At 41.9% G+C, this 12,919-nt stretch carries 17 protein-coding genes; 2 read left to right on the top strand and 15 right to left on the bottom strand.

Translation table 11 applies throughout. The features are described from left to right. Positions 1–2: 2 nt before the first annotated feature. Complete coding sequence (locus MHI35_RS07140) at positions 3–782, bottom strand: patatin-like phospholipase family protein (RefSeq protein ID WP_012009855.1); 780 nt, start codon at positions 780–782, stop codon at positions 3–5. A 158-nt stretch (positions 783–940) separates the two neighbouring features. On the opposite strand from MHI35_RS07140, the gene ylbJ reads away from it, so the two are divergent. Then, complete coding sequence (gene ylbJ, locus MHI35_RS07135) at positions 941–2,149, top strand: sporulation integral membrane protein YlbJ (RefSeq protein WP_335349114.1); 1,209 nt, start codon at positions 941–943, stop codon at positions 2,147–2,149. A 13-nt stretch (positions 2,150–2,162) separates the two neighbouring features. On the opposite strand, the gene coaD is transcribed toward ylbJ, so the two are convergent. From coaD to MHI35_RS07090, 9 genes are all read right to left on the bottom strand, one after another. Then, the gene (coaD, locus tag MHI35_RS07130) at positions 2,163–2,645 is read right to left on the bottom strand and encodes a pantetheine-phosphate adenylyltransferase (RefSeq protein WP_044142001.1); all 483 of its coding nucleotides are present in this window, start codon (positions 2,643–2,645) and stop codon (positions 2,163–2,165) included. Positions 2,646–2,648: 3 nt separating this feature from the next. Further along, positions 2,649–3,236 carry a 16S rRNA (guanine(966)-N(2))-methyltransferase RsmD gene (rsmD, locus tag MHI35_RS07125; RefSeq protein WP_335349124.1) on the bottom strand — a complete coding sequence of 196 codons (588 nt, stop codon included), beginning with the start codon at positions 3,234–3,236 and terminating at the stop codon, positions 2,649–2,651. Between the two features lie 280 nt (positions 3,237–3,516). Further along, the gene (locus tag MHI35_RS07120; RefSeq protein WP_003212137.1) at positions 3,517–3,789 is read right to left on the bottom strand and encodes a YlbG family protein; all 273 of its coding nucleotides are present in this window, start codon (positions 3,787–3,789) and stop codon (positions 3,517–3,519) included. 66 nt (positions 3,790–3,855) lie between these two features. Beyond that, positions 3,856–4,305 (bottom strand): YlbF family regulator, encoded by a 450-nt coding sequence (locus tag MHI35_RS07115; RefSeq protein ID WP_007499807.1) that lies wholly within the window; start codon positions 4,303–4,305, stop codon positions 3,856–3,858. A 57-nt stretch (positions 4,306–4,362) separates the two neighbouring features. After that, positions 4,363–4,770, bottom strand: coding sequence for a hypothetical protein (locus MHI35_RS07110; RefSeq protein WP_211063882.1), 408 nt, complete (start codon positions 4,768–4,770; stop codon positions 4,363–4,365). A 72-nt stretch (positions 4,771–4,842) separates the two neighbouring features. Beyond that, complete coding sequence (locus MHI35_RS07105; protein WP_058014067.1) at positions 4,843–5,091, bottom strand: YlbE-like family protein; 249 nt, start codon at positions 5,089–5,091, stop codon at positions 4,843–4,845. A 19-nt stretch (positions 5,092–5,110) separates the two neighbouring features. Beyond that, positions 5,111–5,524, bottom strand: a complete 414-nt coding sequence (locus tag MHI35_RS07100; protein ID WP_144523514.1) for a YlbD family protein — start codon at positions 5,522–5,524, stop codon at positions 5,111–5,113. A gap of 107 nt (positions 5,525–5,631) precedes the next feature. Further along, positions 5,632–6,675, bottom strand: a complete 1,044-nt coding sequence (locus tag MHI35_RS07095) for a CAP domain-containing protein (protein WP_144523516.1) — start codon at positions 6,673–6,675, stop codon at positions 5,632–5,634. 124 nt (positions 6,676–6,799) lie between these two features. Further along, a complete protein-coding gene (locus MHI35_RS07090; RefSeq protein ID WP_213019757.1) occupies positions 6,800–7,222 on the bottom strand; it encodes a CBS domain-containing protein in 423 nt (140 codons plus the stop codon). A gap of 161 nt (positions 7,223–7,383) precedes the next feature. Here MHI35_RS07090 and MHI35_RS07085 point away from each other — a divergent pair, with 161 nt between their 5' ends. Then, entirely contained in the window at positions 7,384–7,749 is a 366-nt protein-coding gene (locus MHI35_RS07085; RefSeq protein ID WP_211063885.1) for a YugN family protein, read from the top strand. Positions 7,750–7,780: 31 nt separating this feature from the next. Here the strand turns inward: MHI35_RS07085 and ctaG are convergent, their stop codons facing one another. The 5 genes from ctaG to coxB form a co-directional block, all read right to left on the bottom strand. Further along, positions 7,781–8,659, bottom strand: a complete 879-nt coding sequence (ctaG, locus tag MHI35_RS07080) for a cytochrome c oxidase assembly factor CtaG (RefSeq protein ID WP_335349113.1) — start codon at positions 8,657–8,659, stop codon at positions 7,781–7,783. A gap of 30 nt (positions 8,660–8,689) precedes the next feature. Further along, positions 8,690–9,019 (bottom strand): cytochrome c oxidase subunit IVB, encoded by a 330-nt coding sequence (gene ctaF / locus MHI35_RS07075; protein WP_003211520.1) that lies wholly within the window; start codon positions 9,017–9,019, stop codon positions 8,690–8,692. Positions 9,020–9,021: 2 nt separating this feature from the next. Next, complete coding sequence (gene ctaE / locus MHI35_RS07070) at positions 9,022–9,642, bottom strand: cytochrome c oxidase subunit III (protein ID WP_003210862.1); 621 nt, start codon at positions 9,640–9,642, stop codon at positions 9,022–9,024. Then, positions 9,642–11,513 (bottom strand): cytochrome c oxidase subunit I, encoded by a 1,872-nt coding sequence (gene ctaD / locus MHI35_RS07065; protein ID WP_012009844.1) that lies wholly within the window; start codon positions 11,511–11,513, stop codon positions 9,642–9,644. The genes ctaE and ctaD overlap by 1 nt, the downstream gene beginning before the upstream one ends. A gap of 171 nt (positions 11,514–11,684) precedes the next feature. Next, the gene (gene coxB / locus MHI35_RS07060) at positions 11,685–12,752 is read right to left on the bottom strand and encodes a cytochrome c oxidase subunit II (RefSeq protein ID WP_003212202.1); all 1,068 of its coding nucleotides are present in this window, start codon (positions 12,750–12,752) and stop codon (positions 11,685–11,687) included. Positions 12,753–12,919 lie beyond the last annotated feature (167 nt).

Here is a 12,919-nt window from a genome sequence, read left to right as displayed (position 1 = left end):
GATTAACACTCCCATTTATCAATGACATCTTTTAGCTTACCTGTTAATTGATCTGCGGCAAGCTCTCCTGCTTCAATCATCTCCTGCACCTGTGTAAACGCACTCGAGCTAAATGTTTCAAGCCTCGGCCGGATCATGACATCAGCATGAATGGTTTGATGACGGACCAATTCATTTTGAAGGATGTCCAAACTTTGCATAATGACATCCGATAATCTCGTCGCCTTTTCTGTTTTTTTCACCCTTGATACATCAGAGGCGATAATGAGGTCTGCGCCCATATCTTTTAAAACAGATACAGGAATGCGGTCTACAACCGCTCCATCCACTAGCTGTCTGCCGCCCATTTCATGAGGAACAAACACGCCCGGAATGCTGATGCTTGCTCTGACTGCTTGTGAGACAGACCCTTTTTTAAACACGACCTTCTCCCCTGTCTCGAGGTCACAGGCAACCACTGCAAGGGGCATTCTTAATTCTTCAAATTTTTTCCCATATGTAAACGTGTGAATCAGCTGCAAAATTCGATTTCCTTTTAAAAGACCGATTTTTGGCAGTGTATAGTCAGCATAATACTTTCTTCTGAAGACAAGTGCAAGTTTTTTCATTTTTTCTACGTCTTGTCCTGCCGCATAAAAACTCCCAACAAGTGCGCCAATACTGCTGCCAGCGATCATATCTACCTGAATACCTTGTTTCTCAAGACTAGATAAAACGCCGATATGTGCCATTCCCCTCGCACCCCCAGAGCCTAACGCAAGCCCGATGACTGGTCGCCTCATGAAAATCCACCCTCCTCTTTTCTATGCATATATACGAATCTATTGGTCTAAACATGCCCCTTCTGCTCGTATAGTAATAGAAGACAGGCTCGGCTAGTTTCTTTCTTTTTTGATCACGAGCTCGCCAATAGATCATAACGGCAAGGGGCGAAATCTCCATGAAAAAATGGAACACTCTGTTCATCGCTGCTTTTTTTATCTTTTTAACAGCCACTGTGATTACACATCCACAAGCCTCTTTGCAAGCGTCTAAAAATGGACTTGCAATGTGGTGGGAGGTTGTATTTCCATCATTGCTTCCTTTTTTTATTTTGTCCGAGCTATTAATTAGTTTCGGGATTGTCAGATTTGTCGGTGTATTATTAGAACCATTTATGCGCCCTATCTTTCGAGTGCCTGGTGTAGGCGGATTTGTCCTAGCGATGGGAATGGCTTCAGGCTTTCCTTCTGGTGCGAAATTAACCACACGACTCAGGCAGGAAGGACAACTGACACAAATCGAAGCAGAACGCCTCGTTTCTTTTACAAATTCATCGAATCCATTGTTCATTTTCGGTGCGGTGGCTGTTGGTTTTTTTCATCATCCAGCTTTAGGAATTGTTTTGGCGTGCGCACATTATTTAGGGAATCTCGCAGTTGGGGTCACGATGCGGGGATATAAAGCAAGGCATGATGCACATTTGAGAAGCCGTAAGCGATTATTATTCCCACCGTTTCAAGAGGCATTCAGCGCTCTTCATACAGCAAGACTCGCAGAGAAAAGACCGCTCGGCCAAATTTTAAGTGATGCGGTCATGTCATCAGTCCAAACACTCTTTATGATTGGCGGCTTTATTATCTTATTTTCTGTGTTTAGCAAAATGCTATCAGTTGTTCATGTGACGGACCTCTTATCCGTCGGGATCGGATATATGCTGCAAACGATGCACCTTCCGCCAGAATTAGATCTTGCGATGATTGCCGGTTTATTTGAAATCACGTTAGGAAGTCAGCTGACAGGGTCACAGGAAGTTACCCTTCTTGCTAAAACGGTTGTCGTCAGCTTTATATTAGGATTTAGCGGGTTTTCTGTTCAAGCTCAGGTCGCCGGCATTCTAGCGGCAACAGATATACGCTTTAAACCATTCTTCTTCGCTCGTTTACTCCACGGCATTTATGCAGCTATTTTTGCCTTTTTATTGTTCAAGCCTCTTTATGTCTCTCGATCTGATATGGCTCTCCCAGCGGGTGCCTTTGACGCAAGCCAGCAGGTCGTCATGTACAGCGGTGTGCTTTGGAATCAGCTTGTGACAGCTGGCCCTTTGATCACGCTATGCAGCTTGATCTTGTATATGGCGCTATACTATCAGAAAGTAAAAAAAGGATGAGTGCGCAGTGCACTCATCCTTTAAATTTTTCTATCAGCGCTTCTTCAACCTCTTTTGGCACAAGATCTTTTACTGAACCATCATATTTCGCTACTTCTTTGACAATGCTGGAGCTTAAGAAAGAATATTGATTGTTGGTCATCATGAAAAATGTTTCAATGTCATCGTTTAACACTTTATTCATTGATGTCCCTTGCATTTCATATTCAAAGTCTGTCACGGCTCTTAATCCGCGTAAAATGACTTTGGCTTCTTTCTGTTTCGCATAATCAACAAGCAGACCGTGAAAGGATTCAACTTTGATATTTGGCAAATCCTTCGTCGCTTGGCGAATGAGCTCACACCGTTCTTCAACGGTAAATAACGGTTTCTTGGATGAGTTATTTAGTACACATACATACACTTCATCAAAGATCTTTGCACCTCTTTTGATGATATCCAAATGGCCCAAGGTGACTGGATCGAAGCTACCCGGACAAACGGCTATGTTCCCCATGCTTTAATTTCCCCGCTTTCTATAGATCGTAATACCAGTCAATCCGTACAGTTCCTGTCTTGATATGTAAAGCTGTCCTGCTTCCTCTGGCAGTGTGACGTCCTTATCATGCTCACACACGATCACGCCGTCATCTATTAATAAGGCATGCTCATCAATCATGTCAAGAAGTGCTTTCAGCTGTTGATCTTTATAAGGCGGGTCAAGAAAAATCGCTTGAAAGGATTCCTCTCGTTTCACAACGGCTGCGAGTGCACGCTTTGCCTCGTTTCGAAACACTTCACTTTGATCAATCAGATCCAATTGATTGAGGTTTCCTTTTATCGTTTGAATCGCCTTCATATCTCGATCAACGAATATGCAATGATCGAATCCTCTAGAAAGCGCTTCAATCCCTAAACCACCGCTTCCCGCAAATAAATCAAGCGCCCATCCGCCTTCAAAATACGGGCCGATCATATTAAATATCGATTCTTTTACTTTATCTGTCGTCGGTCTTGTTGATTGACCTGGTACCGCTTTAAGTGTGCGGCCTTTTCTCGTTCCAGAGATGACTCTCATTTTTCCACCACTTTTTCTGCTTGCTTCTATTGGTTATTGTGTATGACAAAAAATCCAACATTATCTTACCACAACACACCGCAAGGGACAATGCGCGGACTTTCATTCATTTTCTATGTATAGATCAAGGAAAGAGGGGTCATACTACTTATAACAGCATCTGATGTGGTGCTGTTGCCAACCGCGGAGAAGACTTACGTTTCCCCATAAGTTCTTCCTCCGGTTTCTCCTCTCCCTTTGCCTTCTCCTTAATGAATCATTAAGAATAGAAGGACCCCGCGGGTGATGCCGCGGGGGTTTTTTTGTGTCTTTAAAAGCCCACTTTATAATCATACTCTTTTGCTTTGTCCAATTTGGATTCGTACTCTAATTTAATAAAAGGCTTATATGAAGGCTCAACACGCTTCACAAATGGCAATGAGCTGAGCTTAGCCATATGGCGCTCGAGATCATTCATATCGCAATAGATCACTGCATATTTCATTTTCCTTGAAATATAGTGAACATTTCCAAATTTTCTTAGCGCCTTTGACTGCTTTAACGAATGCAGCCAAACGACCATCCCTTGACGTTTGGTTTCCATCTTTTCACCTGCCGCTTTTTCAATTCTTTTCAGTTATTATGTAAAAGACGAGACATTCAAGTCTCGTCAAGATACTTTACAGCCACAGCTGCCACCAGATCCACAGCCACCGCCGCATGATGATAGACCATCAAAATATGGGTTCCCTGTTGGAACTTTGATATATGCTGATACAGCTTGACCGATTTCAATACTAATCTCATCTAAGATGGATTGAATCGCTGTTTCTGCTTTTTTGAAATCAACCACTGTATCGTGAAGATCTAACTTTCTTTTGACCTCACGCATTTCCTTTGAGATCGTTCTATAGTCCGGATGGTATTTGCCGAACCGCTGCACATCCTCATATTGCTCTTTTACTTTTGTAAAATGGGCAATAATTTGTTGGGCTTCTTCGTCTTGCTGGAGACGCTTAAAGCAGTTGCGGTAATGTTCAGCCTCCTCCGACTGAAGAATCATGGCAGCCAATTGATTTGCTTCCTCTTGGAGCTCCACGGATTCGATTGTCGCATACATAAATGTTGCACCTCCAATTCATAGTTTACCACGAAACCTATGGATCAGAAAATGCTTTTACGCCACAAATACATCCCATGTCTCTCTTTTCTGCCTATATTCCGGATGACGAGAATTGAGCTCAACGGTCATTTTATGCTTTCCTTTTGAAAGATGCTTGACCACAAATGCAGCAGTATACTCATTGCCCACACGTTTTCCGTCTACATACACTGTAAAATATCCCGTCTTCTCATCCTTTTTTAGTCGCGTCGACTCAAGATGAAAATCTTGAAGTGTACTTTCTATATAAACAGAAGATCCCTGCACTTTGTATTTTAAAAAACCTTGCTGCTTCATTTCGCTTTTGGTTTGCTGCATCACTGGTACAGCTGGATCTTGCTTTGTGATTTGCTTCTCTTCATGTTGACTTTGACACCCGGTGACAAGAAAAAGCAATGCGCATATTGACAGCATCCATTTCATCATCTCATTCTCCTTTCATCTACTTTTATAGGATGCTCAGGAAATAGACATCTTAATCAACTCAAAAAAGCCTCACCCGGCTCCATTTTGATTGCGCATTGCTTGGAACATTTGAATCATCATTTCAGCCATTTGGACACTGTTACTCAACTGACTCACACGATGAGGAATCGTTTTTTCGTAAAAATTCATTTTATCTAATTCAAAGGACGATAGCTTATCAGGATGTCGAGTCAACTGTCTGTACCAGAGAGGACGCTGTCTGATGAATTTGATTCGCTCCTCTTCGGCCATGACAAACTCCTGTACTTCTTTCCGCACCAAAAGCATCCCCTTTCAATTAATCTTTCCTGAAGGAGAATGGGTGCTGACTGCCTCCAGATGAACCTTTCTTTGAGCCATTTGATGAAAATTGTCCGAGTAAGCTTTGTAAAGAGGAAATAGACTGGCTCATTTTGTTGATTTGTTCATTCATTTGATCAGCGTCCATTTTTTTCACAGCAGAAACCATTTTAGACATAAAATCTGCTTTTCCCGATTCACTTGGCTTTGAGGCTTTTTCTTCTTTCACGTCCTCAGATTGCGTTTGCCGGTAAGAAGACCACATCTCATCTTCCTCACCAAACATGACCCAATTTTCATATACACTTTGCCAGCTTTTTTCTTGCGTTTGTACTTCTTGAATTAACTTCGGATGGCGTCTGACGAATTGTTTAAATTCATCAATGGATGTTTGTTTTTGCTTGTTTGTCATATCCTCACCCCCATACAAATGCCTACTATACTATATACACCAGCAGTTATTTTGGTGAGCCTCTTTTTGAAACAAAAAAACAGCTGCGATGCTGCAGCTGTTTTCGTTTAAGATGTTTTTTTGATGAAGTTTTGGGTGTAGTATTTTTCTTTCACACCGACGCCAAGGTGTGTGTAATCTTTATTTAATAACGCCTTCCTATGACCTTCACTATTGAGCCAGCCTTCTACCGCTGCAGGTCCATCTACATAATTATAGGCAATATTTTCACCTGCAAGCTGAAATGGCACCTCGCCTCTTTCTAATCGGTCTTTTAGCGTACCGTATTTTTTCGATTCATGGGAGAAATAATGATTCTCTTTCATGTCCTCACTATGCATGAATGCCACTTCAGAGGTTTCATCATCCCAGTTTAAGATCGGCAGTTTATATTTATGACGAATAATATTGGTCATATCAAAAATTTGTTTTTGACTGGACGCTTCGATCTCTTTCCATTTTTCACCCGATATTGCCTCTGGTTCTATCAATTGACCACGATAGACGACTTCGTATGGCTTTTGCTTCACAAATGTATCTGCGTTAAACGCCCTGATACTTGATAGGGTGCTTTCAAACTTATCCATGTAAAGCTGAACATATACATCATCGTCCACTTTCACGGTGGGTCTTGTATTCATATCATCTTCCGAGAATTCAAAGCGGTATGAATTTTGTTCATCCTCTACATGAATGTAAGGTGCAATTTGTGTTTTTTTAAATACCTCACTTGTGGCTTGACCGATTTTAAACGGTTCAACATTGAGCCCGTCTCCTGTTGCAAACAATGTCACCACTTTACTATCCTTTACCCCTACTTGAATATAGTGCTTCTTCGATTGATTGTAGATCCACCAGTCATAATCATATGCGGAAGGATCAATGCGATCTGGTTCTCCCAGCTGTTTAAGCACTTCGTTTGAAGATTTCCCCATAAAGGACATGAGCCCCTTTTTCGGGATGTTGATCGGCTTATCGCTAGATGTTTCTTCATTAGACACCTTCGGTTCATTGCTGTTTTCTTTTTCTGGTGAAGATCCATATTGAATAAACAGAACGTACGTTCCAGATATAATCAGGAGGATGAGGAGTGTTTTGAGCACAGTTTTCAAATAAACACCTCCGTTAAATTGGCAAGGTACCAAAAAAGTACCTTCTACTGTCATTTAAACAAAACTCGCTTCATTTATCAACGACAATACAGCCTATTTAACACGAATTTAAAATATGCCCCTCTTAATGGAGAAATCCTTGCCCATGATCTTGATCCTGTTGAGAGATTTCTGTCAATGCATCTCCTGCGCGATCATTCGATAAATCTTCGACGGATAAATCTCCAAGAGCGACAATCCCTGTTAATGCACCGTTTTTCACAACTGGAATGCGGCGAAGCTGGTGCTCTGACATCAGCCGGACAATTTCTTCAAGCGTTGCATCTTCTTCTGCTGTCAGTACTTCCCTCGTCATCAGCGAGCCTACTTCCTGTGAGTTTGGCTTTTTTTCTGCAATGCCTCTGAGTACAAGGTCACGGTCTGTGACGATGCCAACGAGCTGATCTCCATTAACCACAGGAATGGCACCAATGTCTGCGTCTCTCATTTTGACTGCGGCTTCATACGTATTGTCATCTTGCTGACATGTCACTACTTTTTTTGTCATAATATCTTTGATTTTTTTTGTTTTCACGTTGATTCCTCCATCTGTTATTTTCTTTATTACTGTAACCAGGTTATAAAAGAACATACCTTTCACAGTTGAAAGTTTAACGCTTTCATACTATGATTGTCAGTAAAGGGAATTTTTATAAGGAGGGGTTTTGGGTGAAGTTTGAAGGTACGGGGATTGAAAAGGTAGCAGCTGACTTAAATAAATTAGATTTCATCATGGAAAGTGAAGGATTTGTACGAGCCGATCAATGGGATTATGAACGTGTGACGTACGACAGAAAGTATAACATGGTAGAGGGAACCTTTTATTTACGGATTTCCGGCTACGCCACTGAAGGAGATGTTGGTTCAAAAAGAGCACACGTACAGCTTCTCACACCTTTACTCGGAAAACATTACTATCCGCATGGTGTTGAATACGGCGAAGGCGAAGATTTCCCTAAGTCTCTCATTCAATCAAGCAAAAAAACGCTTAATCAGCTGAAAGAAAAACTAGAAGCAATGACTGCAGAAGCATAAACGAAAGCACAGCCATATGGCTGTGCTTTTTTCATTCGTATTTCGGAATCAGCGCATCTGGTACGGCATCTTTCGCTCTTTCTTTTCTTGCCCAGTCAAAGAAGACAACAGCAAGGATCGAGCCGTACACAATCTCCTGAATAATTTTCATCAAAATCGCGCCTAGCTGCTGGTCTTCTAGCAGCGGCAAGGTATGGAACATTTCAGGACCTGTGAGCGCAAGACCTGCCAGCGTATCACTTGGAACGCATAGATGCAGTGCCTGTATCCATGCACCAGCATCAGAATAGGTTGCATAGATTGGTGCCTCACTAAACATGATGAGTGCACACGCAGGAGTCATTAATATCCCGTCTGCCATGATATAACCAAGCTTTAAAATGCCTGTAATCTGCGGCTGACTTTGGACTTTATGAACGAGCGGCCACCACATGAAAAAGGCAGCGATAAAAATGACTACTGTCATCAACGCATGATAAAACGGATCTGTTTTCACAAAGTCAAACACAAGCGGAATATGATACATCGAAAACAAGCCATTAAACCCGAGCAATGCAATTAAAGGCTTGGAAAACAAACGAAACATCTGCTGAATGCCTGGTGTTTGTATGATCCGCTCCCATATGGCCGCAGGCAATCCTGTAATAAGGAGGGGCGGAATGACTAAATAGAGCACCGCCATTTGCGCCATATGTGCACTAAACATAATATGTCCCATTAAATCAGTTGGGCTTCCTTTCACGGCGTATAACAGAACAAGCCCCGTCAGAAACAACGTTTTCTCTTTTACCGTCGCACGATGCTTCCCCTTTGTCACAAGAAGCAGATAAAGAGCAGCTGCTATGACAATGCTAGTCAAATAGTAAGGGCTCCATAATGCCCGAAATCCGAATATTTCTAAGTTCTCCATTGCTGCGCCTCCTTCAAGGGCAAAGCGGACTTACCACCAAATAATGGTCAAAAAGGCTAAGACGGTAATAAACGCGACAAACACACCTGAATAAAGAAACAATGCGGGTGTTTCATGCCCTTTTTGGTTCATGTGCATAAAATAATAAAGCTGAAAAGCCACCTGAATCACGGCAAGCAGTAAAATAAATGGTACTGCGAACCAGTTTCCTACGTCTTCAGAAGCGATTGTTAAAAAGGCAACAAAGGTTAATCCAATCATCAAGCCGAAAGAAATGAGCTGATGCTTCATTTCTTCGGCATTTTTCTTTTTACGGTATACAAGATCGACTTTAGACTGATTTGTGTTTTTATTTCCCATTCTTATCCCACCATTCCCATTAAATATACAACGGTAAAGATGAAGACCCACACAACATCAATGAAGTGCCAATACAGACTTGCTACATAATATTTTGGCGCATTGTATAAATCGAGTCCGCGTCTCATATTTCGAATCATAAGAGCGGTAATCCAGCAAAGTCCGAAGGCAACGTGAGCTCCGTGAGTTCCTACAAGTGTATAGAAGGAGGAACCAAGAGCTGAGCTGGTAATGGTAAAATCATACGCATGCACATAATGATAGAACTCATAAATTTCAACCCCTAGAAATGAAGCACCTAATAGCACAGTCACGCCAAGCCAAAGCTGCATCTTTTTAAAGGCAAAGTTTTTCATATGATACATTGCATACACACTCGTTAAACTACTCGTCAGTAGAAGCATTGTGGCAATAAAGACAAGTGTGAGATCAAACATATCAGTTGTTTTTGCTCCGCCTGCATTAGAGTTTTTCAGCGCCAAATACGTGGCAAAGAGCGATGCAAACAGAACGGTTTCTCCTCCAAGAAACAACCAGAACCCGACGAACTTATTCTTTCCTTCTAACGTGGCTTTCTCAGGAGAAGCCGGAAAAGTTTCTGCTGTCATTTTTTGTGGTTCCATTATGCTTTCACCCCTTTATCATCGTCATCGGTCAGATCTTCTTTGTGAATATGATACCCATGATCGTCTTTAAGAGAGCGAACCAGCATGGTCGCAAATGTAATACCAAGACCAATGAGAATCACTGGAAGTCCCCAGCTGTGCTCTTGGCGATACATGAAGCCAAACGCTGACACAAATAGACCGAATGAGATAATGACAGGTAAGATGGAATTATTCGGCATGTGAATATCATCGAGCGGTTCAGATGCTGTCATTCCTTTTTTACCATCCATTTTTTCAATCCATAATGGATCTAGTCCTCTGACAAGTGGAAGCTGTTTAAAGTTATATTCTGGCGGAGGTGAAGACACTGCCCATTCAAGCGTTCTTCCGTCTCCCCAAGGATCTCCCGATACACGCTCCCCTTTTGCTGTCGTCCAGATGACGTTAATCAGCAGGATGACAACAGCTACAAACATAAACAGCGCCCCAATCGTACTGACCAAGTTCCCAAGGTCTAACCCCTGATTTGGCAGGAATGTAAAGACTCGGCGCGGCATGCCCCAAAGACCGAGGAAATGCTGAATAAAGAAAGTTAAATGAAAACCGACGAAAAACAGCACAAAGCTAATTTTCCCAAGCTTCTCATTCAGTATTTTTCCAAACATCTTCGGCCACCAGTAATGCACACCAGCTAAAATACCGAATACAACCCCACCGATAATGACGTAGTGGAAATGCGCCACAACAAAATACGTATCATGGAACTGATAATCTGCTGCAGCGGCTGCAAGCATGACTCCGGTTACCCCGCCAAGTAAAAACGACGGTATAAAGGCAACGGAATACAGCATCGGTGTTGTAAACTTCACATTACCGCCCCATATGGTGAGAAGCCAGTTAAATACTTTAATTCCTGTCGGCACCGCAATTGCCATAGTGGCGACAGCAAAGATGGCATTGGCAATCGGACCAAGTCCTGTTGTGAACATGTGATGCGCCCACACCATGAATCCAAGGAAACCAATCAATACAGTCGCAAACACCATGGACGAATAGCCAAACAGCCTTTTTCTTGCAAACACTGGAATGATTTCAGAAAATATCCCGAATGCTGGCAAAATTAAAATATAAACTTCTGGGTGTCCGAAAATCCAGAACAAATGCTCCCAGATGATTGTATTACCGCCAAGCTCTGGATTGAAAAAGCTCGTATCAAACATTCTATCAAGCATCAGCATTGCAAGCCCTGCTGTAAGCGGCGGGAATGCGAATAAAATCAGTGCTGAGGCGACAAATGTCGTCCAAGTAAAGAGTGGCATTCTCATATACGTCATACCAGGCGTTCTCATATTAATAATCGTTGCAAGAAAGTTGATCCCGGCAATTAGCGTACCAATACCCGCTATCTGCAACCCTAAAATATAGAAATCCATGCCGTGTCCTTCTGAATTCAGCGTGAGTGAAGCGTATGCAGTCCAACCTGCATCAGGTGCCCCGCCCATAAACCATCCAAGGTTTAAGAAAATTCCCCCGAAAAAGAATAGCCAAAAACCAAGTGAATTCACAAACGGAAATGCTACGTCACGTGCACCAATTTGAATAGGTACAACCGCATTCATTAATGCAAATAAAAGCGGCATCGCTGCAAGGAAAATCATCGTTGTTCCGTGCATCGTCATGACTTCATTGTAAAACCCAGCACTTACAAAATCATTTTCAGGGATGGCTAGCTGAATACGGATTATCATCGCTTCCAGGCCGCCAATTAAAAAGAAAAATCCCCCTGCCACTAAATATAGTACGGCTATTTTTTTGTGGTCAACCGTTGTCAAGTAATCCCATAAGACAGCGCCAAACCCCCGCTTTTTAGCTATTGTACTCACCATGAAATCCCCCTCTTATCTCCCATTTGCCCCTTTTTCATATCAATGTCTATTTTCACTTTACACAGACTGTGTCTGACAGATGGCTATTTCTTGGTTGTAGAGACATATTCGGGAGCTCTTAACAAAAACTTCACATCGATTACATACCCTCTTGCACATTCAAATTAGAAATTACTCGATTTTAAGTCCTTTTAAATACTCATAAAGTGCATCTGCTTCTGAGTCATTTAATTTAGGGTACGTTCCTGTCATTTTATTTCCTGGTTTAAAGCTCTCTGGATCTTTCAGCCATGCTTTCACGTTTTCTTTGTTCATGTCTTTAATTCCAGCTACTTTCGTTCGCTCTCCGAAGGTTGCAAGGTTTGGTGCTGTCCTTGCCGCTTCCGGCCGTTCGTCCCCAGGCTCTACTGCGTGACAGCTTAAGCAGTTTTTCTCTTTAAATAATTTTTCACCTTCAAGAGCAAGATCTTTTGTGGATGTAGGCTTCTTGTAATCAGCCATTTTTTTCGTCCATCCTAAAAACTCATCTTGAGAAAGCGTTTTAACTTTAAAGTCCATTAAAGCATGCGATGGACCGCAAAGCTCCGCACATTTCCCGTAGAAATATTCTCCTGCATCTTTCGTTCGTTTTGAATCAAAGGTTAAATAAAACTTGTTTTCATTGTCTGTGTTTGTATCAATTTTACCGCCAGCCGATGGAACCCAGAAAGAGTGTTTCACATCAGATGCTTTCAGCTTAAAGTAAACCTTTTGATCTGTCGGTACAATCAATTCCTGACTTGTGACAATCCCATAATCAGGGTATTCGAATTCCCACCAATATAAACTGGCTCTTACATTGACAACAAGTGTCTTTTCAGGATCTCGTTTTTTCTTATCCATAGCGCTTGTATCCCCAAGCTCAAGTGTATATGCCACAACAGGCACAACGAGAATAATGAGGAGAAGAATCGGAATCGCTGTCCACGTAATTTCTAGGTTACGGTTCCCTTCAACCTGCTTTGGAATCGTATCTTCTCCCACTTTAGAACGTTTGAATTTAATGATGACGTAAAAGAAAATGATCGATACAACAATGACGACAAGAACCATAATGAGTGTACTCAGTACCGTTAGGAAGAATTGTTTATCTGCTACTTCCCCAACTGGTTTGAGTGTTGATAAGTATGGTTCACCACAGCCCGCCAAAACGAGCGTCAATAAGAGAAACAGTGAATAAACACGCCATTTTCTTATCATAATTTGTCCCAACCCCTTTTGCTTGATCTCCTTTGCCTTTCGCTTTTTACCTCTTATTTATAAAATCACTTTTCACCCATCCATAACCCCCGCCTCTTATAAAAGCACTTACATTTCCTCTTTTCATAAAAAAATGATGTTTTTACTCAAAATACCATCTATGTATA

It is taken from the genome of Bacillus sp. FSL K6-3459 (assembly GCF_038003305.1).
In the GTDB taxonomy this organism is placed as follows: Bacteria; Bacillota; Bacilli; order Bacillales; family Bacillaceae; genus Bacillus; species Bacillus pumilus_O.
The sequence above is the reverse complement of the archived record's forward strand: the minus strand, read 5'-3'. Positions and strand labels throughout refer to the sequence as shown.